We start from the raw sequence: 25,764 nt of genomic DNA, 5'->3' as shown, positions 1-25,764 counted from the left end.
CATCCAGACATTGACATCGTACTCTGCAAGTGTTATTATTTTTTATATATGGAAACGTAGATAGAGGTTGCATTTTTCATCAGTAGGATGCCGGATGTTTCAGGGACAGAAGAAGACATTCCAAAGGGGAAGATGCCGAAAGGAGAAGAGGCCTGACATCTTTTCCTTGGGCATGGCGTGAAGAACGACATGACTGTCATCGCAAGATGGAGGGCTATCTGATTTATACGACTTATGTATATGTTGGAACGGCGCATCTTGCCGTTTCTTTTTGTGTTCACCATATGTATAGGAGGAAGAAAGAATGGCAATTTTTAAAGGCGCTGGTGTAGCGATCGTTACACCAATGAAAGAAAACCTGGAGATCAACTATGAAAAGTTGGATGAAATTTTAGAAGAACAGATCGCAGAGGGTACAGATTCCATCATTATCTGTGGTACAACTGGAGAATCTGCTACCATGTCAGAAGAAGAGCATGTCAAAACGATACGTTTTGCCGTAGAACGGGTCAAACACAGAATCCCGGTCATTGCAGGCACTGGTTCTAATTCTACTAAAACAGCGATAGCATTATCAAAAGAAGCGCAAAAAGACGGCGCAGACGGCATCCTCATTGTGACGCCATACTATAATAAAGCGACACAAAAGGGTCTGATCGCACATTATACAGCCATTGCAGAATCTGTTGATATCCCGCTTATCATGTACAATGTACCAAGCCGTACGGGATGTGCGCTTCAGCCGCAAACGATCGCTCATCTCGTAAAAAATGTAGAGAATATCGTAGGGGTAAAAGAAGCTTCCGGAGATATCGGCAATGTGGCAAAGATCATGAATTTATGTGACGGAAACATTGAATTGTATTCCGGAAATGACGATCAGGTCGTTCCGCTTCTCTCTTTAGGCGGAATCGGCGTAATCTCTGTCCTGTCCAATGTAGCTCCTAAATACGTACATGATATGGTATACAAATATCTGGAAGGCGACGCAGCAGGCAGCTGTAAAATGCAGTTAGATGCGATCCCTCTGTGCGACGCTTTATTCTGTGAGGTCAATCCGATCCCGGTCAAGGCCGCAATGAACCTGCAGGGTAAAAATGTAGGCGGTCTACGTGCTCCGCTGACCGAGATCGAACCTGCACACAAGGAACTGCTTGAAAAAGTCATGAAAGAATTCGGCTGTTTATAAAGCACTGTGCTTATACACGGACTGCCATGAAAATGAACTTCTCTTTGTTTTCATGGCAGTCCTTTTTATTCTTCCGCTATTTTTACCGGCACAAATGTCTCTTTTCCTTCCAAACCTTCTCCGCACGCATAGGTATCTCCGGTCCTGGTCAGGATATAAGTGCGGTCTGCCATGTAGACATCCGGCCCTTCTGCCTGATACCCTTGATATTCATAGGGAGACGAAAAAGCAAGTCGGTCTATCCACACCATCCTTACCTCTTCTCTTACAAGAGTCGGTTTCTCCAATACCGATGCAGTCCGCACACTCACTCCGCACTGCTGCCGGACATTATCTCCCCACATCCAGAGCGATCCATCTGTCTGGATCACCGCCATCGCATATCTTCCTGCCGTCACGAAAGCAGCATGCTCCATCACCTTTTCAAAACCAGCATAGGTACAGATACTGTTTCCTGCCTCATCATACAGCGTACCGGCACACCACACGCTCCCGTCCTCCTGCAAGGCGATCAGCCCTGCGTTACTGCATTTTGCATATTGTACGTCTTCCAATAACAGTACAGGTGTATAAGAACTGCCTGCTGCCGGAAGATTCCCCGTCCCAAACAATTCTCCTTTCTCATTGATATAGACCATAAAATCCTCTCCCAGAGCTACGTGTTTTACATCCCGTGCCACTTCCATTTCCCGGTAGAAGCCTTTTGCTGTCATATATTCCTGTGTATCTCCCAGTCCCAATTCCCCATTATGGTTTGCCGATGCACCATACAGAATACTGTCAGCTCCGATATAGAATCTGCTTTCCTCATTTGTCTCATTCGAAGAATAGCAGTCCTGGATATATATATCCGTCATTGTCAGATCCAGCGCATACAAATCCGGCGTCTGCACATAAACCGGCTGTTTCTCCCCTATTTCTCCTGTCTGTTCTTGCTCTGCTCTGACACTCTCCCGCCCCGTCTGCGCATTTTTCACAAAATATGTATAACCTGTCAAAACAGCTCCTACAACGCCCGCATACACCAAAAGCAGCAGAAATGTCTGTCTGTCCTCCCGTACTCCTTCTATATCTATAAAGGCATATTTGCGGCCCGCATATCTTTGTAAAACAGCGCGCAGCTGCCCTGTATCCTCCTGGGAGAGCGCATATTTCCCCAGGTACACATTCCCCAGCACGAAGAAATCTTTTCCCTCATAGATCTGCCGGATCTGCTGCCAGGTCTTACGAAACCGCCGTCCTTTTCTCTGCAGATACAGACCGTCCTTTCCGATCTCCAGACGCAGCTTTTCCCCTTCCGCTCTTCGTCTCTCTGCTCTTTTCCAGCTTATTTTTGCCGCCGCCATCTGTACAACACGTATACATATGCCAGATCCAACTAAGAAGATACAGCCTGCCTTTCCTATTTTAGAAACATGTTCACTTCCCAGGACAGCCACGGAAATGAGATAAAACAAAGCGCCCCCTGCGCCCCATATTTTTGCCTCTGAAAAATACACCTGCCGCCTATAGCCCGCATACTGAAAATAGGTTCTTCCGGCTGCACTGCGTTCCTCTGCGCTCATAGCCGGATCCAGCAGGATCTCTAACCGCAGGTTTTCCGTCTTTTCCTCAAAATATTGTTCATAACACTCTTTACAGTACCGCATAAACTGATGACGTATGGAACGCACGGCGTCTCTTTGTAAATACATCTTCGGGATATCCAGTTCTCCTGTCTGCCCCAGTACACAGAATGCTTTTCCCGTCTCTTTCACACTGCTTATATCATTGTAATAATACCACTGCTTTTCGCCTGCCTTTGTCTCGATCAACAAAAATTCCGGGTAAAAAGCCCCTGAAAACCAACCGCTCTCCGCCGTTTGTATTCTTTTCCCATATTCTCTTTTTATCCTTCTTTCCTGCCATTTTGCCGCTGTCCACAGAATTCCTGTTCCAACAATGACCAGTATAAGATCTGCCGCCGCCTGCTGCCAAAAAGCCTCTCCCTTCTGTATGATCTGCGGCAGGCGCAGCAGCAAAATCCCCACTGTCATCATGCTCTCTGCAAATATAATCGCAGCCGCCTTATATTTTCCCTTTCGTTGTGCATATCGTATCCATACATTATAAGGTACTGGATCACAGATAAAATCCGGCTCTTTTTTATATTCCATTTTGTTTCCTTTCCCTGTCCATGTGCTGTGTGTGATCAGATCCCTTCTCCAGCTTTGCTTACTGCGCCGGTACAAAGAAGTGATACTTTTCATCTTCCTTCGTGTCCCGTTCCTGCCTCATGGCCGGAGGGTCTAACCCTGCGGCCGCGTCGGTTCCATAACCGACCGGGCAGAGCAGATATACGCCCTCTCCTTTCATAACACGAAAAGTCGTCTCCATATCTGCCTGGGAATCTTCCTCGGCAGAACCAGTATACGTCTCCCGGCTCTTCACCTGTACGACACAGTCATAGCTGTCCCCTGCGGTCAGTTCCATATGCAGGATCTGACAATCCACATCTCCGCCGTTGGCAGAAAAGATTTTTAATCGTTCCTCCATGGCACAGCGCACGATCCAAAATATGTCCGTCTCTTCAGTCTCTATCCTGATCCCGCCATAAACCGTAGATTCATACTCTGCCAGTGTGGGATCAGCTTTTAAAACCTCTTTCATTTCTTTTGCCAGCGCCTTGCCAAGCTCTTGCGCGTCCTCGGCTGCTGACTTCTCCATCCACTCTCTATCGGGAAGTTCCCCTCTTGTAAAATGTACGGGCGCAGACTTTTCCATCGTAACTTTACAAAGAGCAACTGTGCCAGACTCAATGTGGTCTGCATCTGAAATCCGGCAGTCCTCTTCCAGCGCCAGCGTCCACTGCGGCAGACCTCCTTTACAAAGTGCGATCGCAAGCGTTCCAAACTGCACACATTCGTCAAAGGCATAGGTTTCTTCTCCCTCCGACGGCGAAACCACGGTAATTCCCTCTGGACCAGTCTTTAATTCCCATCCGGCTGTATTTTTCCCTTCTGCGCTCCATCCTCCCTGTACAACGTTATAGACATAATAGGTCGTGATCCCGTCCCCTCTGTCTCCATAGGTCAATACATATTGATGGACCTGCCCATCGTCCGGAGACTTATAGGTCACTGCACAGACATCATCCGCAAGCCACTGCATTTTCATGTCTTCTTCCGCTGTATAAGGGAATGGATCTGATCTTCGGGCAAACCATAGTTTCTGATTCTGATAGGTCAGCACCCTGCCTGTTTCTTTCTCATATTTTAACACTGCCATATGTCTATGATCCGGCGAAACACTCACGATCGTTCTCAATGCGTAAGGCTTCACCGCCGCATATATTCCCAGTACAAGAAACAGAAGCAGAACACCTGCGCCCATCCCTGCACAAATGAATCTTGCCAACCGTTTCTGCAGGCAGATACACAGCGCCCCTGTCACAGAGAGTACCGCCACTGAAAAAAACAGCCAAGGAAGCCATTCTGTAATATATTCGATCTGATAGCTTCTCCGCACATACAGAAAAAGGATCTGCATACACAGCACGGCTATCGCAGGCAGAAGCGCCAATGTGCCCAAGAAAAATCTGGCTCTGCCGTCTTCTTCCCCTATCCTTTTCTCTGTCCCGGCTGTGCCTGCCGTTTCTTCTCGAACATCCTTCTCTTTACTTTTTCTATCTCTTGACCTTCTCTGCAAGAGTATCGTCTTTTCATTCCCTGCATTATCTATATACGCTCCATCTAACAGTTCATCTACACTAACTTCTAGTATCTGACTTAATTCTTTCAGTACACTGACATCCGGCATTCCGCCTCCCGTTTCCCATTTCGAGACAGCTTTATTCGTCACGCCAAGCTGTTCAGCCAGTTCTTTCTGTGTAAGTCCGATCGCCTTCCTTCGCCTGGCTATAAATTGCCCTGTTTTATTTTCCATTTTCCTGCCTCCTGTCATTTCTGCCCATTCTTTTCATATACCGTAGCTTGTACCAAATTTATTGTAGCAAAACCTCTGGATTTTACAATACACGGTTTGTTGTAACCATATCTACGCAGCGTGGAATCCCTTGAAAACAGGCACCATTCCAGACAGGAGTCAAACATAAAAACCAAAAACATTTTACAAAGAACAAGGATACTCCATATCCAGCAGATCTTGAATGGTCACTTCTCTTAGCATATTATCCAGTGTTTCATGCACACTGTCATAATCCCCTCCTATCTGACGGAGTATAGGAGCATATTGCCTGCCGGTTGTCTTGTCCATGCTGTCCCGGGGAAGTTTCATTTTTCGTTCCATCATTTCAATAATGTCTAGTAACGAAATCGTATCCAGTCTCTTTTTCAATTCAATACCGCGTTTTTCTTCTAGATAAACTGTAACTACTTTTTCTTCCTGTAGCGCTTCCGTGATCTTACCTACATAATTCTGAGAAATATGGAGCTGTTCGGCTATTTCTTTAGATGGTACAGGATACTTTTGCTCTGCAAGATACAGGAGTATCCGAACTGCATAATCTGCTAATATCTTTAGTTGCATGTCTTTCTCCTCCTATCTGTCATCTTTTCTTTCTGTACGTCTAAAATACCGAATCGTTTATAATAAATCCATAAAAATCATATGCTCTCATTATTTCAGGCTATTATTTACATAGAATTTCTCTCTATATACATGCCAAATTTTCCTATTTACCAGTTTTTCTTTTGATTGTATAGATTCAGCTTTTCTTGTAAAATACATCAATATTCCTCATACTTTTTGCCAAACAATGTATTTTTCGCCTGTAAAATGCTATATTGATAGAACAAAAGAAAATTAAATTATACAAAGGCGGTACCCAGTATATGAATCTCACCAAAGAGGAACAAAAGAAACTCAAATCACTCCATGTTGTTTTAAAAATGTCCGTCTATATATCGGATCTCCATTTTAAACGACTGCACTCCTATTATTCCAATACATCACACGAATTTCCTTATGATTTTTCCAGAAAAGAACTCCCTAATCGTTATCTGTGGTTCGATTATGGTGTTTTTAAGGAAGTGTTCATCTCTTTTAAATATTCCGATGTGATTATTACGATCGGCCCTTTCCTTACGAATCCGATCACACATTCCCGTTTTCTTTCTTTAATGCAGCGTCCTTCGTTTGCCCATTTATCTGCTGCAGATAAAGAAAAATACTGGCAATATTACAATACCCGTTTCATTTATTCATTGGGAGATATTCGAGACTTTATGACTCTTCTCGGAGATTTGTTCCACTTAGACCTAGAGCAGTCTTATTCTGACGATCTGCACGAACAGGTTCGTATGAATGAATTAGAAATCATGAATGAACTTTTAGATGATACCGATTTGAATTTCTTACAGGCAGAAAGATATGCATTTTATTACGAAAATCAAATTTTAAAGCTTGTTATATCCGGTGACCTTTCCCGCCTAAAACAGGGAATCGCAGACATAGGTCATAGTGTTGTCCCTAAATCGTCCGGCAATCCGGTCCGTGCAGAAAAAAATTATACGATTGTAATCCTGGAGAAATTATCTGCTCTGGCAATACACCTTGGAAAAGATATACTGGACATGATCAAACTGCGAGATTTTTATATCAGAAAAGTAGAAAGCAAGACAAAACTTGCAGATATTCTTGTCGTGAGAGACAGTGCGATCATACATTTTACAAAAGAGTTATATGGGTTTGCAGACAATAAGTGCTCTCCTATGATAGTATCTGTTCTGCAATATATTAATTTGAATATATATGACTCTTTCAAAATATCTGATCTCGCACAGCGTTTCTTTATCTCTGAAAGCGCACTGCGGCGTAATTTCAAGAATGAACTGGGGATCAATATCACAGAATATATTAACAAACGAAAAATCGCATTAGCGAAAATATTTTTGGGCGCAGATATTCCCATCTCCGATATTGCCCACCGCTTAGGTTTCTTTGACGCTTCTCATTTTCATCGGGTATTCAAAAAGTTCGTAGGCACAACGCCGAAACAATATCAAGAATCGGAAACCGCGCGCATGAAATGTTATGGACTGTACATACGGAATTAACTCTTTAGAATTGTAGTTTCTGTAAAAAACAGGAAGTAAACTAAAAGATAGAATTTCTTAATAATTTTTCATGCCATCTTTACTTATTTAACACACATTCTTCACACTTTCGCGTTATATTACATGTAAACAAAGCAAAACGCTTTTTTACATATATTTCCTCTTATTCTGCCGGGTCATGTATCCCGGCTTTTTTATACGGTCGTAAAGACTGCGCTCAATCAAGATTTACGGTTTTTAAGAAAAGTGCTTGACAATCAAAGCTTAGCAAAGTATAATAATTAAGTGGCTGACAAAACAGTCCGCAAAAAGTAGGGGATTGGTCAAATGGTATGATAGGGGTCTCCAAAACCTTTGGTGGGAGTTCGATTCTCTCATCCCCTGTTTTGACATGTGCCAGAAACGTTGATTTTACGGCGTTTCTGGCTGTTTTTCTTTTTAGGAAAAACAAAAGGGAATCATCAATAATAAACTGCTGATTTTACTTGCTCCAGTCTTTTTGCTCTCCGTGCTACGCCTATATGGACTTTCAATACAAAACACAGGCATGCCCATCATACCTAAAAAAGTCTCCTCCTTGAGAGTTTCTTTTACGTGTGTGATATCAGGATGTTTTCTTTGGTACAAATTCAATCTTCAGCATCATTCCCATGTCTTCTGCAAGACGCTGCAAAGGCTTAATGGAGGGGATTCTGGTTCCGTTCTCCAGTTTGCTGATGTCAGCCTGATCGATACCTGATCTTTCTGCTAACTCCTTTTGGGTCAAGTTTTGTGAGATTCTTGCATCTACAATAGCTCAAATCACATCCATCTCAACCTTGATACCGCTATCTCATATCGTATTTTGCCTATTTCATCACATATCTTGCTCTTATCTGTCTGCACTATTTACATTTTTCTATGAAGCCTTTATTATGTCTACGCCAGAATAATCTTGAGAATCATGCTCGCTTATTCACTATAGTATCAAAAATAGCATTTATAATTAATCAAGAAGGGAGCTAAAAATGGAACAATTCATCAAAATGCTCACCACATTCGGAATCCTTGCGGGAGTTCTGGACATGGTATTAAAAAACCAATGGAAATTAGGCGACAAATTCCAGCAGGGCTTCAACATGATGGGATCTATGATGATGTCTATGGTCGGTATCCTCATGATTGCGCCTGCTACAGCAGCATTTTTAAAAAATATCGGAACTCCTTTTTTCCACGCACTCAATATGGATCCCTCTGTCTTAAGCATCCTCTTCAGCTGCGATATGGGAGGATTTGCATTGTCTCAATCTCTCGCAGAGGATCCCGCTGTCGGCCTTATGCTTGGAATGATAACTGCCGGGATGTTCGGCGGCGCTCTCACATTCACGATTCCCTTAGGATTCGGCATACTGGGGCGAGAAGTCATCCCCAACTTTTCCCGTGGTGCGCTGTTCGGTCTCGGATGTATACCTATAGGAAATCTTATAGGCGGACTGATTCTTGGAATTCCTTTCATCACCATTGTCTGGAACAGTCTTCCGGTAATTATACTTTCTCTCCTTATCATCATAGGTATGATCAAACTGCCTGACAAAATGGTAAAACTCATGGAAGGGCTTGCATTTCTCATCAAGCTGCTAGGATTAGCAGGTATAGTACTAGGCTGTCTGGATTATCTACTTAATATCACCATCTTTCCTGACATGGAGCCACTAATGGACGCTATGCTTCTCGTATGTCAAATGACCATCACTATGATCGGTATGCTGCCGGTTATGGAACTTGTCTCCCGACTACTGAAAACTCCTCTCACATGGATCGGAAATTGCATAGGTCTTGATGTCATCAGTATATCCGGTCTCCTGTTCACACTTGTCTCTTGCGCTCCCGTATTTCCCATGATGAAGCGCATGAATACAAAAGGACAAATTATAAACGGCACATGGGCAATTCTTGTAGCTGCTGTATTTGGAAGTCAACTCGGTCTTGCCATGAGTGCATGTCCCGAAGTGCTCCCTGCCCTCTTTGCCGGAAAGTTTGCCGCCGGTATCACAGGCATTATTGCAGTTCTGCTTTTTCTAAAAGGGAACCGGGAATGTGAATTATAAGAAAACCGACAGAAATATCTACTATTTCGGATATTTCTGTCGGGCACTCTGCATTTTTTCTTATGCTAGTTCATTTCAGCCTAGTCCACTTCTACGATATTCGCTTTCTTTCTTCTTTCTACCACAATACGCACTGTTTTTACAATAATAGTAATGAACATAACTACTCCAACGACACCGCTCAATGGTTGGAGGATATTGACAAACTGTGAGAAAGGAAGCACACTCCCCAAGCAAATACCAAACACAGTCAACAGTACGATGAATATCTTGCTTCCTGTAGATTTTTCTTTCTTTTCAAAGAAAATATGATTGATAGACCATAAAAATCCTGTATATGTTGTAAAAATTCCAATGAAAATAATAAATGCATATGTCCAACTTCCTGTCGGCCACAGCGCATCCACTGCCGCAACTGCCGGGAAAGGCTTCATTTCATTTGTCGCCGGATTAATCACAGAATCAAAATTCATCATTACCAACAAAAGTACCAAAACGACACAAGCAAAAAAAACAATCGAACTAAATATTGCAGATCCTACTGCTTCTCCGTTCTTTTTTGAACGCTGTCCCAATGTCAGATAAAACGGAAACCCCGTCGTAATACAAAGTGTCCCATACAATACACCTTCCAGAACCGGTGAATTCCATTCAGAGAGCTGTGGAATCAGGCTGAATGGGAAAAGATCGAACATATTCGCCTGATAAACCTGTCCTGCCTTGACCATATCTGCAACTCCTGCTGCCTGCTCCATACTGGATGAAGGATTGAACATAGAAATCACCCCGAAAATGAGTACATACACGAGTATTACTATTCCCGCATATCCCAGCACATTCTGCACTCTTGCCAGTCCTCCCAGAACCACAATCACAGCGGTTGCTCCAAGCAACACAGCCCCTACCCACTGTGGAAGACCAAACATCTGCCAAAGAAGGGAGCCTGCGCCTGAAAAAAACATCATCGCAGTCGCTGCCGTAAGAACCACAACAAATATCTGAAAAAACCGTCCTAAAATTTTTCCGCCAAAAAAGTTATACGTCTCGATCGAACTACCGAAATTCACACTTTGGCCTACATAGAAAAGGCAGACACAATAAATAACTGTTGTAACAAAGCCGGCAAGCACTGCCGCCACGGTTCCTCCCCCCCAAGATCCAAAGAACTGAAGAAGTTCGTTGCCGGACGCGAAGCCTGCACCAACATTAAACGAAACAAAGGCTCCTGCTGTAAGGAGTATTGTTTTGATATTAATTTTATCTTTCATGCTCATTCCTCCATTTACATTTTGCACATATTTTTATAGTTATAGGCGCCTTTTGTTATCTATATAATACATATATATTTTGCGTACAACAATGCATATTATTGCTTTTTACCTTACATATACTGTCCATATTATATTTATCGTTCATTTTTCTAAATCGCAAAAAAATCACCGCCGAATTCACAGTATTTCTGTTCCTTCGGCGGTAATAAAATTAAACTTATTTATCAAAAAACTGCGGATACTGTACCGGTTGTATTGCTCTTGCCACCATATGGGCAAGACCGATAAAGTCGAATACAGGACGTCCTGTTCTTCTTGCAACTTCTCTTGCAAACGGCGGAATGTCGCTGCACTCAAATACAAAACAGCCAATATCAGGATACTGGGCGATCAGATCTTCTGCTGCCTGTACAACTTCTGCCTGCATCTTTTCTGGATCAATAGTCTTTTTCTTACATGTTACATGTACATTATAGAACTCTTCCGTCTTCTGCAGACCGCCAACTGCATAATTCACTGTCTCATCAATACCGACTTTCTTAAGGAAATCTCCTTTTAAGTGATCGCCTCCAGCTGTGAGGATACCTACACGATTACCTGCACCCATCATTCTGGAAAGCATCGGTACCATCAAAAGAGGGGACAGAAATACTGGAATATTAACTGCGGCTGCAACTCTTTCCTGGTAGATAGCGAAAAATCCGCACCCTGATGTAATTGCTTTGCAGCCTTCTGCCTCAAGTTCTTTCGCCGCTTCTATAAATACCTGACATCTGGACTCATCCGGCCCGATCTCATCCTGCCACCAGTCAGCCGGCAGCCCCTTAAGTACCTTATACCTCACCGGGAAATTATATGACATTGCGTTCCCTACATTTCCCGGGATCAACGGTGCTGCCATATCCAGCATCAATACCCCTACAAGATCTCCATAATACGGTCTTCCTCCTACATATTCCATAATTTTTTCTCCTTTCTTTCTCTGCTTCCTGAAATACGGATACATCCGAATTCCAGTACACTTCATTTTTAATGCGTTTTATATATGTTCTGTGGCACCTTCTGTGCTCTCACATTCTATCCCTTCAGTCTTTGCTTCCTTCACCGAAGATTTTTTCTTAACATGCGCAAGGGCAACAAACACAAGAACGATAAGTAAGATTCCTACAACCCCTCTGACCGGAAGAAGTACATTAATCATATTCGAGAACGGCAGTACGCCTCCCAACAGAATACCGATTACGATCATCCCGATCTGGAAGATCTTACTATTTCTCGAAGTAATGTTTTCTTTAAACACCATCTCATCCACAGCAAATAAATAACCTGATATCGTAGTAAACACTCCTAGAAAACATAAGATTGCATATGTCCATGCCAATATAGGTATTAGTTTTGTCACTGCCGCCAATGTAGGGAATGGATTCATTTCATATGTAACAGGATTCATGATAGAATCAAAATTAAACATCAATACGACAAGAGATACACATACACAGAACATATAACCCAGATCACCTGCAAGCCCACAAACTACTGCTTCTTTCTTACTCTTACATCTCTTCGCAAGCATGATCAAAAATGGGAAAGAGCAAAAATTCGCCTCTGCTCCGTAAACCACGCCATTGATAAATGCATTATTATGTTCTGCCAATCCGGGAATCCAACTAAACGGCGGCAGTGAGAACAGGTTTACCTGCATGATCTCTCCCGCCTCAACAGCAGCTTTAGCTCCATAAATGTTATCAAGATTGGGTTCTGTTGTAAAAAGCGTCACAACACCAAACACAAGCAAATAAACCAAAATAATAATTCCTATGGAACCCAATACTTTTTCCAGTGATTTTAATCCACCTAACAGTGAAATAAATGTTACCACCCCTGCTAAAGTCGACCCCACCCAATTCGGCAGTCCATACTGCTGATTTAACAAACTGCCAGCTCCTGCAAACATGGTCAGAAAATTAAGCAGCAGCATAATGCCTGTAAAAATCTGGACAAACTTTCCAAAACCTTTTCCGCCTACCGCGCGGTACCCGTCATCACTTCCGTCAAACTGAAGCTCATAACTCAACAGATACACACCTACTGCGCCTAAGAGAAGTACTAATACGGCACCGAGTACTGCCCAGCCCACATCTTCTCCCCATGAGCCAAAGATCTGGATACATTCATTTCCCGATGCAAATCCAGCTCCTATACGGTAGGATATTACCGCACCGGTAATTGTTACAACCGTCATAAAACTGACGGCATTCTTCTTTTTCTCCATTCCTACTCTCTCCTTTTCTCTGAAAATCTACCTTTGTCCTTTCAATATTTTCAGTAAATCTTTCATTACTATTTGTAGGATATATCCATCTTTTTCATCGCGATTCTTTATTTTCTATATATTATCACTATTAAAATATGTATCCTATTAACATAATTGCTCTAATCATTACATTTTTGCACAATTCAATATAATATACTATTTTATCTGTTTTTAGTACCCCCCCCCAGGTATTTTTGTCAGTATATTTAAAATGTTACCACACAAAAACTGCCACCAGGCGAATGCACCCCATTAAGGTACCATTCGTCTGGTGGCATAATTTTTTCTTTCCTTTATGCTCCTTTTCGTACTCTATCAAACAAGGCATATCTCTGCCCTTCGATATGCAGCATAGCTGCCTGCTCTGCAAGCTGGGAATCTCTTTTTTGCAGGGCTTCTATGATTCTCCCATGTTCGACAGTCTGACTCTTTGCGTTTGCTCCAGCACTGCACGCTCTGGTCCTGTATCCATACGCAGATTTTTCCAGCCCGTAAAGCATCCTCAGCAGCACAGGATTGTCCGCAATACGAAATATTTCCTCGTGGAACCGTTCGTCTGCGTGCGCACCTTTTGAAATATTTCCAACACACAGGGCATTTCCAAACTCTGCATTGATTTCTTTAAGCCTCAGTATATCACTTTCCTTTACACTTCTGCATGCAGTGACAACAGCCAGTCTTTCCAATGATTTACGTATTGCGATGACTTCTGCCATCTCCCGTCCCAGAAAATCCTGTACGATTGTTCTCCCATTTCGCCTCATGACCAATCCTTCGTTCTCAAGGCGAATAATCGCTGCACGTACCGGAGTCCTGCTCACCCTAAGTGTTTTTGACAGCATGTATTCTTTCAAATGCTCTCCTGGAAGTACCCTGCCGCTTATGATCGCATATCGCAGAATATGATAGACCATCTGATGCAATGGCTGCGCAGAGTTATTATCATTCATACCCGGATTAAAATCCAGAAGATCTGTCAATCTATTTTCGGCGCACAACTCCATGTGATCACCGCCATATCTGTCCCAATATTCGTCAGCTCATGAGGCTCGCCTTCATATACGAGAATCGTATCTCCCTCATGCAGCTCATAATATTCATCCGTGTCCGTATTATGCATCAAAACCTCGCCACGACTCACATAAAAAATCTCATGTCCTTCCGGATGTCCTGGATCAATACCACCTGTCTGTCCTGGGTGAAGTGTAGAGGAACCAAACACGATCTTAGGCGTAATGACATATTCCCTGCATACTTCCGGTCCGTCTAAATATACTCTTGCTTCTTCTTTTTTGATCACTTTCATCTACATATTCTCCTTTAATATTCTTTTTCATGGTAAATCAATGGAATTGCTTCTTTTTTCTCGCCGCTCTTCACGTTACCTATAAATAATACATGGTCACCTTCGTCAATCTCCCGTGTCAATGTACACCACAGATGTCCTGCCGTACCATTTACTACAGGCACGTCGTCCTCTATACAGTAGTCCATATCTTTTGACTTATCCGTATTTTTTCCTGACGTATATCCACACTTCTTTGCCAACTCTTCCTGTCCTGCTCCCAACACATTAACCGAAAATTTTCCTGCTTTTCGTATCATCTCGGCTGTATGATGCTTTTTCCCAACTGCCAGTAAGATTTTCTTGGGATTCCCTGATACCTGGGTAATCCATGCAGCTGTCATAAAGTTTACTTTCTCCGCGTCTTTTACACCGATCAGATATACTCCTTGAGTCAGTGCGTCCATATAATTTTCCATATCATCCACCATCCTCTTCATTTGATCTAATGAATCGATCTCAATGTGTCTTTCTGTATCATGCTTGATTGCCCGATAAAGTCTATATAAAGTCATACCGTCCTGTCAAAACACTCCGTCAGATCTTGGAACAGCTTGCAGTACATCTCATAGTTTTTATCATAGATGGCTTTGCGTTCGGACTGTGCCTGATACTGGTCTTTCACTTTGATCATATTCTCCACTGCATCTTCTACACTCTCAAACACACCTGTCGCCGTACCTGCCAATATTGCTGCTCCAAGGCAAGCCGCTTCTTTAGACTGCACAGTCACGAGTGTGATGTCATTTGCATCCGCTTTAATCTGATTCCATACACGGCTCTTAGAGCCTCCTCCCAAAGAGCGTACCTCTTTCACACTGATTCCCATATCTTTTAATGCTTCCAGATTTCTTCTCAGGATAAATGCAAGAGATTCCATAATAGCTCTTGCAAAATGTGGTTTTGTATGATTTAAGCTAAAGCCAAACCATACTCCCTTTGCCTTTGCATTCACGTCCGGTGCCAGAGAACCGGACAGATGCGGCAGCATCACAAGTCCATCACATCCCGGTGCGATCTTCTCTACTTCTTTACTGATCAGATCGTAAGCATCTCCCCCGCCACTATTCTCCACAGCCATTTCGTCTGCACAAAACTTGTCACGGAACCAGCGCAGCGTCATTCCGCCTGTGGTAAAGGTATGGATCATATACGTATCCGGCAGTGCAAAATAATGAAGCGGCATCTTCTGGTTTGGATCAAATACCGGTCTGGAAACCGGCGCACAGATTGCAAGCGCCGCACCAATCGTCTCTGAGAACATCCCCTCGCGGATATTTCCCGCACCGATCGCACCTGCCACCTGATCCAGAGCCCCGGTAGAAACCGTTACTTTACAAGGAAATCCTAATTCTTCTCTCACTTCATCAAGCATCTCATCAACTACTGTGGCAGATTCCACAACCTCCGCAAGCTGATACTCACTGATCCCGATAAACTCCAACATTTCCTTCCAGTAACATTTATTCAGAATATCCCAGTATACAGAAGAACACACAAGAGAACCTTCTGTATTGAAACTTCCGGTCATCCGGTAAATCAGATAATCTTCCAGGAGCAGGAATCTATCTGTACGTTCGAATACTTCCGGCTCATGATTTTTGATCCACAGAATCTTCGGCGCCGGCCAACAAGGCTCAAAACTTACCTGACCCGTCACTTTATAACATGTTTCATTTCCAAAATGTTGTTCCATGGCTTTCGCCTCATCCACCGCGCGATTATCCATCCACACAATTGCCTTTCGCAATGCCCTGCCAGTTTTTTCAATGCAGATGAGCGTTTCTCCCTGTGCAGAAATCGCAAGCGATATCTCATCCTCCGGCCGTATCTCATAGTTCTGTCTAATCTCCTCCAGACCGCTCTTAAATGCCTGCCAGTAGACCTCCGCATCTACCTCTACATAATTTATCTGGGGCGTTTCCAATGCGTATTCCTGAGTTGATACTCCTAAAAGCTGCCCTTTCGCATCAAAAAGCGCTACCTTTAATGCAGTCGTTCCTGCATCCAGTCCGAGTAATAACTGCATAGTATCCTCCTATCTGATGAATGTCATCTTGATTTTTTTCTCCGGTAACGGCTGGGCGACCCTTGCCGCTTTTCCTGCTTCTATACATTTGAGCATCCACGCCATATTCTTTCCGAGAATACGTAGCGTCTGCACACCTTCTTCGTCTTTTAACAGTTCTTCCGGCGTACGTCCAAATATCATATTGTAGTAGTTTGACGAAACAACCGGCATACCCACAAGATTGAAATATCTATGGATCACATCAATAGACGGCGTCATCCCCGCTCTTCTTGCAGTAGCTATAGCTGCTGCCGGCTTCAGGACAAACCGGTTGCCCGCCATGAAGATCCGATCCAGAACAGAGACAAGAGATCCTGTCGGTGAAGCAAAATAAACAGGAGTCCCCACGATCAGCGCATCGGAATCTTCCATTTTATCCAGGATTTCATTTACAATACCGCCATCAAACACACATCTGTGGTTCTCGGAGCAAGCGCCACATCCGATGCAGCCTTTTACACAATTTCTTCCCACCTGAACGATCTCGGAATTGACATTCTCTGCGGCAAGTGCCTCTGCTACCACCTCCAGAGCCGTGTATGTACATCCCTTCTCATTTGGGCTTCCATTAATCATTAATACTTTCATACTCTGTTTCCTTCTTTCTTTTATTATTACATGAAAAATAGCCACAGTGAAAAAACCGCTGCGGCCACCTTTCTTTCTGGTACGCTTGCAGCGTACATATATGAGGGCTGGTCGCGGCCGCCTGTGTCCTAGACACATGGCAGATCTTAATATAGCAGGCAGCCGCAACCCTAAAAAATAGAAAATTATCAACCTAAGTTCAATGTTTCGAATCCCATATAATCACAGAATGCTTCCATCTCTTTTGTATAGTCGCCTTCCTTGATCACAAAATGATGGTCCATACCGCCCTTGATGAGCTGGTCGATCACAGAACGTGCCGGCACATCATACTGGAGGTTTACCAGAAGTTTTGATCCGCCTTCTACCCATTCTTCATGGGTTACGCCCAAAGTTCTTCCTTTTGCGACAAATACTTTATATTTTCCGCCATTTCCTACGATCGCGCAAGTCGTTACTGTATCAAGCGCCTTGTGAGGAACTCCGACAAATGTACCCAGCTCTCCACTCGGATTGATCTGTGCTCTGCTTAGATCATCTGCCAGGGACATCGGTGTGCTTCCTTCGTGAGCGACCGGAATAAGATTTCTCTTTTCATCAATGCTCCCTGCCTCTCCGAGGGCGACAACTCCGCCTCCTGCAAACTGATTCAGAGTATTGATGATAAAGGTATGCCCCAAATCTCCTTCTGTATCCAGATAGAAGCCTTCATCTCCCAGCCAGGAAGCGATCAGATTCATCAATCCTCCGTAATTTGGATAACACTCTGCTGCAAGGGAAGTCAATTGGTATTTTGCGATAATCTCTTTTGTCGCCATATAGACTTTTGCATTATAGAGGAGAGCCGCATCAGAAGCAACCGACTTTCCACTTCTCTTTTTCAGCCCTTCCAAAGTCACAGCAGCATCGGCATCCGAAATCTGATCTGCAATCTCTGTAATTTCTTCCATCTCAATATGAACAAAAGATACACCCGTCTTGATCGTGAAATCCCATTCTTCTTTACTCATGTCCTGTGGACCTGCCACTCTCCATGTCTGTCTCGGACCTGCAAGTCCGATGATCATGTTCTTTGTATTTTCTACTGCAGCTCCAACTTTTGCATACGTGCGGATTCCCTCGATCACTTCCGCCTCTTCCGGAAGTCCATATACATAACCATATGTAAATCCCATCGCCTTCAGGATGGAGCCGTAATGCTGAATACAGCCGATAGAAAATGTCTCTGTATATGGAACTGCCCAGTATACAGTCGGCACCTGAAGTTGTGTTGTGAAGATATATTTCATAGAATCAACAACCCATGTGATGTCCATAACAACAAGAGAATTGATTTTCTCCTCTTTCAGTTTTGCGCATGCATCGATTGCCGCAGCAGCGTCCCAGATCAGTTCAGGATATGTCACTACTTCCATGCCGGCATCCGTGATCGCCTTTTTTGCTCTTGCGAGAAGATGGTCTCCTCTCTCCCCTCCGGACTCTACCGGACTTGCTACTGCAACCAGACCAATCTTGATTTTTTTCATATTACCTACCCCTTTCCTGGGAACGCCTCGGGAGGGTGGCGTTCCCAATCAGTTTTTCTTTCTCTATTTTAAACCTGCAATCTTCAATGCTTCTTCTATTTCTGCCTCCTGCTCTGCCGTTGCCGGGATCATTGGAAGTCTTGGATCTCCTGCTGCATGACCCATCATCTCTGTCGCTTTCTTAAGAAGTGATGGGAAGTTTGCCTCATCTCCGATGACGCGAGTCAGCGGGGCAAGATTCCAATAGATCTTCTGTGCCTCCTCGATCTTTCCTTCATTCACAAGATCCATAATATCGATCACCTGCTTTGGCGCTACATTTGCTGTAGCAAGGATGATTGCCTTTAATCCGATCGCACAGGATGGGAGTGTTAAGTCATCGCAACCCGTGAATAAAGTAATCTCATCTGTACTGTATCTTCTCAGAATCTCTGCCAGGAATGGAAGGCTTCCGCTTGTCTCTTTCATACCTACTACATTCGGAATCTGGATGAGACGATCAAACATATCTATGTCAATCGTAATGCCTGTAGCTGCCGGATGATTGTAAAGAAGAAGTGGAATACCGACTGTTCCCAGTGTCTCATAATGTTTCACCATGCCATCTGCTGTTGTATTGCCGATCGGGGAAAGTACAAGAGCAGCATCAGCTCCCGCATTTTTCACATCTTTTACAAGTTCCAAAGTTTCTGCAGTCGTCAGCGCACCTGCCCCAGCTATCACATAACCATTTCCGATCACCTCACGGCACGCTTTAATTCCTTCGATTCTCTCTTCTCTTGAAAGAAATGCGTGCTCGCCGCTGGACCCGCTGAAGCATACGCCTGCGCAGCCTACGCTCATGTAATACTTCACACTTTCTTTTAATCCTTCAAGATCAATGCTGCCATCAGCCTTGAAAGGTGTGATCAGTGCCGGAAATACTCCTTTGAATACAATTGATTTCTTCATTTTTTGTCCTCCTATGTTCTGATAAATAAACTAAAAGATTAAAAATATTTCTTTATAATGATCCTCCCGGAAGCGAAAGGAAACATTTCTTTTATTTGAGCAGTCCTAACACATACTCCAGATTCTCACGGAAAGTTCCGTCCTTTACAAAGTTCTTATTAAATAGTGCGCTTCCCATCGTAAATGTCCATGGGTTCATCTTCAGCACCTCTGCCACTCTCTCATCGCTGCCGACACTGCCTGCGAGGATCACCGGCTTTTTAGCCTTTGCAACATACTCTGCCGAAAGCGCTGTCGGATCACCGTCCACATATCTGTAGCCAAGCAAATCTGTTCCATCGCACCCTTTTTCTGCAAACATCGCTTCCTGATCCAGCATCTCTTGAGCTGTCCCTTGAAGAATGCTCGGGTTCTGCGAAACTTTTCCGGCAAATGGGCAGTATTTTAAGTCTGTCGTTTTTATGTACTCATATACACTATCGTAGAAAAGTGTTCCGATCAGATAATCAAACCCACATTCAACAGCTAGTTTTGCTCCTCTCATACACTCTTCCTCCGTGTAGCTCACAACTTCAAGGAATGTTATCTTTCCATTTTCTTTCATATACTGTGCAAGTTCTTTCATCTTCGTCGGTTCCATACCGTGATCTTTATATCCCCAGTATTTCACCGGCATATCTTTGCACTCCTCAAAAGTTTCCCTTGCATTTGGTACTGTTACATCGTTGTTTGTCAACATGACGATCAATTCTGACATTTCAACACATCTCCTTTTCTTTTTTTGTTTCTCCGTCTCTTTTCTTACTCCTCAATTATTGCTTTTGCTTAGCACACTCTTATATTATCCTCTGTCTACATTCCTTGTCGATTAAGTATATTGCCCGTGGTATTACTTATTTTGCTTTCGTCTGTTTCTTCCTAATAATATATCTTTTTATGTTCTGCATTATCTTGCCATATGCATTACATATCTTGCTATTTTAGTATCTTTTAATTGTGAATCTATTTCCGTTGTGCTATGATTTCCTATAACAATTATTGCTTTTACTGTTTACAAAAAGGAGGTTGTTTCCATATGGATAAAGCATTGTTTCTATCGCAGGCAGATGTTTATAATGGTCATTATTGTATTACAAAACGGGATGCATCCCATGAATTCACAAAAGAACTTCACTATCATGATTTCTATGAAGTCCAATTCTATCTGTGTGAAACTGCAAATGGCATCATCGGAGATATCATGATCAATGGGCAGAAACGTACCCTGATGCAGGGTTGTCTCGTATTGATCAATATGTTTGATCCACATCAGATCCACATTACCTGCAAAGAGCCTTACACGAGATACTGTATCTCTTTTGATTCCAGCCTCCTCCTTTTTGCCTGTTCAGAGAATACGAATCTATTTAACATCTTTTCAGGATGTGCAGACGTCAAATATTCCAGACCACTCACCCCTGAACAAATTAAAGCTTTCGTAACGATTTATAACAAACATGAGTCTCTCAATGTCCAAAATGGGAGGGATATTCTGGAAAAAGCTATGATTCTCGAAGTATTCGCCCATATTTACGACATTTTTTACACCGGTCAGGAAATCAGTTCCACCGATTCCAGAAGCATGGAAGTTGTCACAAAACTGATCGGTTATATCGATGCCCATATTGCCGAGGATCTTTCCCTAGAGACGCTCTCTGAATATGTCAGCTTCAGCACATTTCATCTAAGTCGGATGTTTAAGCGTTACACCGGCACAACATTAAACAAATACATCATCAACAAGCGTATCGACAAGGCCAAACTTCTTTTAAAAGGACCAATGTCGATCACCGCTGTCAGTAAGGAAGTCGGCTTTAACAATTACAACCATTTTTATCGAACATTCAAAAATGTTACCGGAACAAGTCCTGCCGACTACAAAGAATCAGAAGAAAAGGAGATATCCCTATGAAAGAATTTACACAAAAATATTTTGTCGGCGATGCCGCCGCACATTCACGTTCCGTATACAAGGGAAGTGGATATGACCCTCAAGACCTTAACCGACCACATATCGGTATTGGAAACACTTTCAGTGAAAACTCAGCCGGACATGCTCATCTTCGTGAACTGGCAGATGCGGTCAAATCTGCTATCTGGCAAGCAGGCGGAATTCCTTTTGAATTTGGTCTTCCCTCTACCTGCGCAGAGGTCGCTATCGGATCAGATACTATGTGTATGGATCTCGCCATGAGGGACATTGTAGCTGCCGGAATTGAGGTAGTCGCAAGTATACAACATTTCGATGGTCTTGTACTGCTTTCCGGATGTGACAATATCGTTCCGGGCACTTTGCTTGCTGCAGCACGCCTGGATATTCCCACAATCTGCTGCACAGGCGGTCCAATGCTCTCAGGTCGCCTAAACGGAAAGCAGTTCCTTCAATGTGACGTAACAGAATTTTCCTATGGACAGATTTCAAAGGGAAACGCAGACAAAGAAGCAATCCTTCAGGCAGAATGCCAGGCTTGTCCGTCCATGGGGGCCTGCTCTAATATGGGGACCGCCAACACCATGCAGATCTTAACTGAGGCGCTCGGCATGACTCTGCCCGGTTCTTCAACAATTCCAGCAGTCTATACCGATAAAATCGTAAGCTGCAAACATATCGGACGCAGGATCGTTGAAATGGTCTTTGAAGATCTAACTCCTTCAAAGATCATCACAAGAGAAGCACTGGAAAATGCAATCCGCATGGATCTTGCCATCGGTGGATCTACCAATGCAGTCATGCACATCCCGGCACTTGCAAATGAACTGGGTATTGATATGACAGCTGATGAATTTGAAAAATTCAACCGCACAACTCCCTGTATCGCCAATGTGCGACCCAGTGGTATTTATGCCGTAGATGACCTGCACTTTGCAGGAGGTGTTCCCCAACTCTTCAAACAACTGGAACCTCTGATCCATAAGGAATGTCTGAACGTAAACGGACAGACTCTTGGTGAAATTCTCGAACATGTAAATAGTTGTCCAAGCGACGTTATCCGTTCTATGAAAAATCCAATCTCGGAAAACGGCGGACTCTGTATTTTAAAAGGGAATCTTGCGCCCAATGGTTCTGTGGTACGCTCGTCTACAGTTAAGAAAAGCATGCTCCACTTCAGGGGAACAGCCAAAGTATACCAGAGCGATTCTGAAGCTCATCAGGCAATCATCTCTGAAAAAGTACAGCCCGGCGATGTCGTCGTTGTCCGAAATGTAGGACCTGTTGGTGCTCCGGGCATGGTAGAAGTCATGGAAGCAACAGAGGCGATTGTTAACCTCGGTCTGGATGAAAGTGTTTCCTTAATCACGGACGGACGTTTCTCAGGATTCTGCCACGGTCCTATTATCGGGCACGTGTCTCCTGAGGCGGCAATCGGCGGAGCAATCGCTCTGATTAAAGACGGTGATATGATTGAGATTGATATACCAAACCGTTCTTTGAAACTGGACGTATCTGAAGAAGAACTCGAAAAGAGAAGAAAAAATCTTGTTCTTCCCGAACCAAAAAGGAAAAAGGGATTCATGAGAACATATGCCAAAAATTGTCTTCCCCCGGAAAAAGGAGCTGCTATGCAGAGCTGGGATTAAAAAGAAGAGGATGGTGTGCCAAAACGGCGCTCCATCCTCTTCTTTTTTACCTATTAGAAATAGAATTATTTAAAATCGTTATAAACAAAACGGCAATCCCTTTCTATTACTTGGATTGCCGCCTTTATTACATTCTTTGTTCATTGTTAAGAAATTCTGCCACACCATCATGATCACAATCTGGAAGAACTCCTGTCACCATTTGTTTAATCTCCTCCAGAGCGTTTTCCGGAGCATAACTCCTGTCCGCGATTTCTATCATGGGAACATCGTTATAATTATCGCCAAATACGACAAGTTCTTCGCATCCCACCATTTCTTTCAGTCGCAGCAACGCATTTTTCTTGCTTGCTTTTTCGCTGAATATTTCCATACAATACATTCCATTGTATATATTCAGATAAAACGCGATGCTTACTCCCGATATTTTTTCTATTTCTTCTTTTACCGGAGTCAGTTCTTCCTGGTTTCCCGTCAATGCAAAGTAAAATACGCCGCCCTTGTCCATTTCAGCCCTGTAATCTTTTGTATAAGCGACTTCCTCGCATTCTTCCAACGCACGGTTACTGTAATACTGTGTCTGTTCCTTTAGTTTTTCGCTTCCATAATATAATCTTATCCTATTTCCTGTCAGAATATACATAAAACATTCTAAACCGCATCTTTGAAAGGCTTCTGTAACTTTTTCTGCCGCCTGTCTCGGAATCATCTCCGCGTGTAAAAATTCCCTGTTTCGAAAGTCATAGATAAACACACCGTTTGTCAATATTCCCGGTGTACTCATTTTAAGTGCATCCAGCCGATAATCACATCCATACGGCATTCTAGCTGTCGCCACAGAAAATAACATTCCTCTTTCTATACATCCATTCAACAGTTCAACACTTCTCGCACTTATTTCTTTTTTACTATTAAACAATGTACCATCCAGATCTGAGACATATAACGTTTTCATATTTTCCCTCTTTTCTTTCACAAACTGTATTCTTTTTCAAGACTATCCAGATAATCCGTCTTCTCGTCCTCTCTTATCTCTCGAATTACTCGACACGGCGCTCCCGCTGCCACTACGTTTGCCGGAATATCCCTGGTAATTACGCTGCCGGCTCCAATAATCGTATTATCTCCTATAGTAATCCCATGATCCATGTGGACACCACCACCCACCCATACATTATTTCCTATCTTTACTGGTTTCGCAAAGCAGGCTCCTGCTGCTCTCTCCCGCGCATCATAAGCATGACGAGATGTATAGATAGAAACACGAGGACCAAACAGCACATGATCTCCTATGATAATCTCACCTGGATCCAAAAGTATACAGCCAAAATTAGCATAAAAGTTTTTCCCCAATGTAATGTTGAAACCAAATTCACAATGAAAATCTGGTTCGAAAAAAGCTCCCTCCCCTGCATGTCTGACCAATCTGCGCAGGATTGCTTCCCTTACTTCCGAAGCTTTTCCGTAACTTGCATTGTATTCCTCTGTCACTTCCACCGCTCTTCGTCTTGCCTCAACCAGTTCCGGCGTCAGATCATTGTACATTCTGCCAGATAAAATTCTTGCTTTCTGTTCTTCAAACGTCATAACCGCACCTCTCTTCTACTCCATAAACACTTAAGAAAAGTATAGTCTATTTTCTCCTATCTGACTATGATTTAAATCGCCATCTACATAACATTTTTTGCTTTGATTTACCTCATTCACAGACCTAATTTTATGTAAACACAAGATTTCTACTCTGCTTTTAATGCATTTTCTGAAATCATCGCCGCATCTAATCGCCTCATATCTTCCTCAGCGATCTCATACCCCTTACCGTCTGTTTTGATCACATGCAGGGTCACATTCTCCACTTCTCCGTATTTTAATCCTTCGTCACAAGCCTTCTGCAAAACTTCATAATAAATCTGATACACTTCCTTTTGCATTTGCTCGTCTGTCGGTATCTCGCCCCCTGCCATGACTTCATTTGAAACCTGTTCTGCATATTCTTTTGCCTTCTCCTGGAAAGTGTCATATGTATCATCAAATAAGGTAATTGGTTTTACCATGACATTAACCGTATAGTTTCCTTCCTTATCTTTCACTCCTTCTTCCACTGTATAATTTACTTTCTTAGCAATATTTTCAAAGAGTACCCTATATTTTCCTGCCAGATCTTCCGGAAGTTCTAAAGACTCGAATTCTTCCATTGTTACATCCAGATTTTTTTCAAAAATCTGTTTCGCCTCTTTTTCCGATGCATCTGTCAGCTCTATATATTCTTTTATCTGTTCTTTATACGATACGTCCAAGACTGCTTTTACATAGGCCTGTGCATTAAAACGGTTTATGTAGACATAATAACCGGCTGCGGCTGCAGCTGCTATAATACATATCAGCGCTATAAGCCAATACTGTTTCTTTTTCTTCATTTCTTTGTCCTCCTTTTCCCTTATGGGCTTGCCACAGTGTACCATATTTCATAAGAGAAAAAAGGAGAATTGTGTCAGAAAGGTTTAATATTTATCATTTTTTATTTATCAAAAAAACACCCAGAAGTAAAAACTTCCAGGTGCCTTTTCTCTCATTCTTCAAGGGTTATATACCTTCAAAACTACATACAAAAGATCTTTTTCATCCATTCTCCTATCACCTTGTTTGGTTATGCCCTCGACCTATTAGTAACGGTCAGCTCCATGTGTTACCACACTTCCACCTCCGCCCTATCTACCTCGTCGTCTTCAAGGGGTCTTACTAACTTCT

General features: G+C 43.0%; 22 protein-coding genes, 1 tRNA gene, 1 pseudogene and 1 riboswitch. Of the genes and pseudogenes, 6 read left to right on the top strand and 18 right to left on the bottom strand.

All coding sequences use genetic code 11. The features are described 5' to 3' along the window. Positions 1 to 53: 53 nt before the first annotated feature. Positions 54 to 225, top strand: a riboswitch (Lysine riboswitch). Positions 226 to 304: 79 nt separating this feature from the next. Next, entirely contained in the window at positions 305 to 1,189 is an 885-nt protein-coding gene (gene dapA, locus WKT01_RS11555) for a 4-hydroxy-tetrahydrodipicolinate synthase (protein ID WP_117975299.1), read from the top strand. Positions 1,190 to 1,254: 65 nt separating this feature from the next. Here the strand turns inward: dapA and WKT01_RS11550 are convergent, their stop codons facing one another. The 3 genes from WKT01_RS11550 to WKT01_RS11540 all read right to left on the bottom strand — a co-directional run bounded on the left by WKT01_RS11550 (position 1,255) and on the right by WKT01_RS11540 (position 5,716). Next, positions 1,255 to 3,438 (bottom strand): hypothetical protein, encoded by a 2,184-nt coding sequence (locus WKT01_RS11550; protein ID WP_340312432.1) that lies wholly within the window; start codon positions 3,436 to 3,438, stop codon positions 1,255 to 1,257. Beyond that, positions 3,404 to 5,113: a helix-turn-helix domain-containing protein gene (locus WKT01_RS11545; RefSeq protein WP_340312430.1), complete on the bottom strand. Its 1,710-nt coding sequence runs from the start codon at positions 5,111 to 5,113 to the stop codon at positions 3,404 to 3,406. The genes WKT01_RS11550 and WKT01_RS11545 overlap by 35 nt, the downstream gene beginning before the upstream one ends. Before the next feature lie 183 nt (positions 5,114 to 5,296). Further along, positions 5,297 to 5,716, bottom strand: coding sequence for an RrF2 family transcriptional regulator (locus tag WKT01_RS11540; RefSeq protein ID WP_340312429.1), 420 nt, complete (start codon positions 5,714 to 5,716; stop codon positions 5,297 to 5,299). 305 nt (positions 5,717 to 6,021) lie between these two features. On the opposite strand from WKT01_RS11540, the gene WKT01_RS11535 reads away from it, so the two are divergent. Together WKT01_RS11535 and WKT01_RS11530 are read left to right on the top strand one after the other, a co-directional pair. Then, on the top strand, positions 6,022 to 7,245 hold the full coding sequence (locus tag WKT01_RS11535; protein ID WP_340312428.1) for a YSIRK-targeted surface antigen transcriptional regulator: 1,224 nt from the start codon (positions 6,022 to 6,024) through the stop codon (positions 7,243 to 7,245). Between the two features lie 313 nt (positions 7,246 to 7,558). Next, a tRNA-Trp gene (locus WKT01_RS11530) sits at positions 7,559 to 7,629 on the top strand. A gap of 220 nt (positions 7,630 to 7,849) precedes the next feature. Here the strand turns inward: WKT01_RS11530 and WKT01_RS11525 are convergent. Beyond that, a pseudogene (locus tag WKT01_RS11525) lies at positions 7,850 to 8,068 on the bottom strand (helix-turn-helix domain-containing protein). A 184-nt stretch (positions 8,069 to 8,252) separates the two neighbouring features. On the opposite strand from WKT01_RS11525, the gene eutH reads away from it, so the two are divergent. Beyond that, positions 8,253 to 9,332: an ethanolamine utilization protein EutH gene (eutH, locus tag WKT01_RS11520; RefSeq protein WP_059066135.1), complete on the top strand. Its 1,080-nt coding sequence runs from the start codon at positions 8,253 to 8,255 to the stop codon at positions 9,330 to 9,332. Positions 9,333 to 9,412: 80 nt separating this feature from the next. Here the strand turns inward: eutH and WKT01_RS11515 are convergent, their stop codons facing one another. From WKT01_RS11515 to WKT01_RS11465, 11 genes are all read right to left on the bottom strand, one after another. Then, a complete protein-coding gene (locus WKT01_RS11515; protein ID WP_059066134.1) occupies positions 9,413 to 10,600 on the bottom strand; it encodes a hypothetical protein in 1,188 nt (395 codons plus the stop codon). A gap of 220 nt (positions 10,601 to 10,820) precedes the next feature. Then, positions 10,821 to 11,564: an aspartate/glutamate racemase family protein gene (locus tag WKT01_RS11510; protein WP_270395782.1), complete on the bottom strand. Its 744-nt coding sequence runs from the start codon at positions 11,562 to 11,564 to the stop codon at positions 10,821 to 10,823. Between the two features lie 78 nt (positions 11,565 to 11,642). Next, positions 11,643 to 12,875: a hypothetical protein gene (locus tag WKT01_RS11505; protein ID WP_270395781.1), complete on the bottom strand. Its 1,233-nt coding sequence runs from the start codon at positions 12,873 to 12,875 to the stop codon at positions 11,643 to 11,645. A gap of 335 nt (positions 12,876 to 13,210) precedes the next feature. Continuing rightward, entirely contained in the window at positions 13,211 to 13,921 is a 711-nt protein-coding gene (locus WKT01_RS11500; RefSeq protein ID WP_117975292.1) for a GntR family transcriptional regulator, read from the bottom strand. After that, the gene (locus WKT01_RS11495; protein ID WP_117975291.1) at positions 13,894 to 14,223 is read right to left on the bottom strand and encodes a cupin domain-containing protein; all 330 of its coding nucleotides are present in this window, start codon (positions 14,221 to 14,223) and stop codon (positions 13,894 to 13,896) included. The genes WKT01_RS11500 and WKT01_RS11495 overlap by 28 nt, the downstream gene beginning before the upstream one ends. Before the next feature lie 14 nt (positions 14,224 to 14,237). Further along, complete coding sequence (locus tag WKT01_RS11490; RefSeq protein WP_117975290.1) at positions 14,238 to 14,777, bottom strand: flavin reductase family protein; 540 nt, start codon at positions 14,775 to 14,777, stop codon at positions 14,238 to 14,240. Further along, entirely contained in the window at positions 14,774 to 16,291 is a 1,518-nt protein-coding gene (locus WKT01_RS11485) for a xylulokinase (protein WP_117975289.1), read from the bottom strand. The genes WKT01_RS11490 and WKT01_RS11485 overlap by 4 nt, the downstream gene beginning before the upstream one ends. Before the next feature lie 9 nt (positions 16,292 to 16,300). Continuing rightward, positions 16,301 to 16,921, bottom strand: a complete 621-nt coding sequence (locus tag WKT01_RS11480) for a flavodoxin family protein (RefSeq protein ID WP_340312426.1) — start codon at positions 16,919 to 16,921, stop codon at positions 16,301 to 16,303. Between the two features lie 188 nt (positions 16,922 to 17,109). After that, complete coding sequence (locus WKT01_RS11475) at positions 17,110 to 18,447, bottom strand: hypothetical protein (RefSeq protein ID WP_117975287.1); 1,338 nt, start codon at positions 18,445 to 18,447, stop codon at positions 17,110 to 17,112. 63 nt (positions 18,448 to 18,510) lie between these two features. After that, entirely contained in the window at positions 18,511 to 19,398 is an 888-nt protein-coding gene (locus tag WKT01_RS11470; RefSeq protein ID WP_059066125.1) for a dihydrodipicolinate synthase family protein, read from the bottom strand. 91 nt (positions 19,399 to 19,489) lie between these two features. Next, entirely contained in the window at positions 19,490 to 20,155 is a 666-nt protein-coding gene (locus tag WKT01_RS11465; RefSeq protein ID WP_059066124.1) for a hypothetical protein, read from the bottom strand. Positions 20,156 to 20,473: 318 nt separating this feature from the next. Between WKT01_RS11465 and WKT01_RS11460 the strand changes: the two genes are divergently transcribed. Then, positions 20,474 to 21,349, top strand: coding sequence for an AraC family transcriptional regulator (locus tag WKT01_RS11460; RefSeq protein ID WP_270395777.1), 876 nt, complete (start codon positions 20,474 to 20,476; stop codon positions 21,347 to 21,349). After that, a complete protein-coding gene (gene ilvD / locus WKT01_RS11455) occupies positions 21,346 to 23,016 on the top strand; it encodes a dihydroxy-acid dehydratase (protein WP_340312420.1) in 1,671 nt (556 codons plus the stop codon). The genes WKT01_RS11460 and ilvD overlap by 4 nt, the downstream gene beginning before the upstream one ends. A 127-nt stretch (positions 23,017 to 23,143) precedes the next feature. Here ilvD and WKT01_RS11450 read toward each other — a convergent pair whose 3' ends face one another. From WKT01_RS11450 to WKT01_RS11440, 3 genes are all read right to left on the bottom strand, one after another. Continuing rightward, positions 23,144 to 23,971: an HAD-IIB family hydrolase gene (locus WKT01_RS11450; protein WP_059066121.1), complete on the bottom strand. Its 828-nt coding sequence runs from the start codon at positions 23,969 to 23,971 to the stop codon at positions 23,144 to 23,146. 17 nt (positions 23,972 to 23,988) lie between these two features. Next, positions 23,989 to 24,603, bottom strand: a complete 615-nt coding sequence (locus WKT01_RS11445) for a sugar O-acetyltransferase (protein ID WP_082667400.1) — start codon at positions 24,601 to 24,603, stop codon at positions 23,989 to 23,991. 149 nt (positions 24,604 to 24,752) lie between these two features. After that, the gene (locus WKT01_RS11440; RefSeq protein ID WP_270395774.1) at positions 24,753 to 25,433 is read right to left on the bottom strand and encodes a hypothetical protein; all 681 of its coding nucleotides are present in this window, start codon (positions 25,431 to 25,433) and stop codon (positions 24,753 to 24,755) included. Positions 25,434 to 25,764 lie beyond the last annotated feature (331 nt).

The sequence above is a fragment of the Mediterraneibacter sp. ICN-202921 genome (assembly GCF_037890075.1).
GTDB classification, from domain to species: domain Bacteria; phylum Bacillota; class Clostridia; order Lachnospirales; family Lachnospiraceae; genus Mediterraneibacter; species Mediterraneibacter massiliensis.
This window is presented reverse-complemented; position numbering and strand designations above follow the sequence as displayed.

Coding starts and splice junctions, on each gene's coding strand:
- WKT01_RS11450 (WP_059066121.1), bottom strand. CDS start 23,971: ATGAAAACGTTATATGTCTCAGATCTGGATGGTACATTGTTTAATAGT.
- WKT01_RS11535 (WP_340312428.1), top strand. CDS start 6,022: ATGAATCTCACCAAAGAGGAACAAAAGAAACTCAAATCACTCCATGTT.
- eutH (WP_059066135.1), top strand. CDS start 8,253: ATGGAACAATTCATCAAAATGCTCACCACATTCGGAATCCTTGCGGGA.
- WKT01_RS11550 (WP_340312432.1), bottom strand. CDS start 3,438: ATGAAAAGTATCACTTCTTTGTACCGGCGCAGTAAGCAAAGCTGGAGA.
- WKT01_RS11500 (WP_117975292.1), bottom strand. CDS start 13,921: ATGGAGTTGTGCGCCGAAAATAGATTGACAGATCTTCTGGATTTTAAT.
- WKT01_RS11465 (WP_059066124.1), bottom strand. CDS start 20,155: ATGTCAGAATTGATCGTCATGTTGACAAACAACGATGTAACAGTACCA.
- WKT01_RS11470 (WP_059066125.1), bottom strand. CDS start 19,398: ATGAAGAAATCAATTGTATTCAAAGGAGTATTTCCGGCACTGATCACA.
- WKT01_RS11460 (WP_270395777.1), top strand. CDS start 20,474: ATGGATAAAGCATTGTTTCTATCGCAGGCAGATGTTTATAATGGTCAT.
- WKT01_RS11545 (WP_340312430.1), bottom strand. CDS start 5,113: ATGGAAAATAAAACAGGGCAATTTATAGCCAGGCGAAGGAAGGCGATC.
- WKT01_RS11440 (WP_270395774.1), bottom strand. CDS start 25,433: ATGAAGAAAAAGAAACAGTATTGGCTTATAGCGCTGATATGTATTATA.
- WKT01_RS11475 (WP_117975287.1), bottom strand. CDS start 18,447: ATGAAAAAAATCAAGATTGGTCTGGTTGCAGTAGCAAGTCCGGTAGAG.
- WKT01_RS11540 (WP_340312429.1), bottom strand. CDS start 5,716: ATGCAACTAAAGATATTAGCAGATTATGCAGTTCGGATACTCCTGTAT.
- WKT01_RS11480 (WP_340312426.1), bottom strand. CDS start 16,921: ATGAAAGTATTAATGATTAATGGAAGCCCAAATGAGAAGGGATGTACA.
- WKT01_RS11445 (WP_082667400.1), bottom strand. CDS start 24,603: ATGACGTTTGAAGAACAGAAAGCAAGAATTTTATCTGGCAGAATGTAC.
- dapA (WP_117975299.1), top strand. CDS start 305: ATGGCAATTTTTAAAGGCGCTGGTGTAGCGATCGTTACACCAATGAAA.
- ilvD (WP_340312420.1), top strand. CDS start 21,346: ATGAAAGAATTTACACAAAAATATTTTGTCGGCGATGCCGCCGCACAT.
- WKT01_RS11495 (WP_117975291.1), bottom strand. CDS start 14,223: ATGAAAGTGATCAAAAAAGAAGAAGCAAGAGTATATTTAGACGGACCG.
- WKT01_RS11505 (WP_270395781.1), bottom strand. CDS start 12,875: ATGGAGAAAAAGAAGAATGCCGTCAGTTTTATGACGGTTGTAACAATT.
- WKT01_RS11515 (WP_059066134.1), bottom strand. CDS start 10,600: ATGAAAGATAAAATTAATATCAAAACAATACTCCTTACAGCAGGAGCC.
- WKT01_RS11510 (WP_270395782.1), bottom strand. CDS start 11,564: ATGGAATATGTAGGAGGAAGACCGTATTATGGAGATCTTGTAGGGGTA.
- WKT01_RS11490 (WP_117975290.1), bottom strand. CDS start 14,777: ATGACTTTATATAGACTTTATCGGGCAATCAAGCATGATACAGAAAGA.
- WKT01_RS11485 (WP_117975289.1), bottom strand. CDS start 16,291: ATGCAGTTATTACTCGGACTGGATGCAGGAACGACTGCATTAAAGGTA.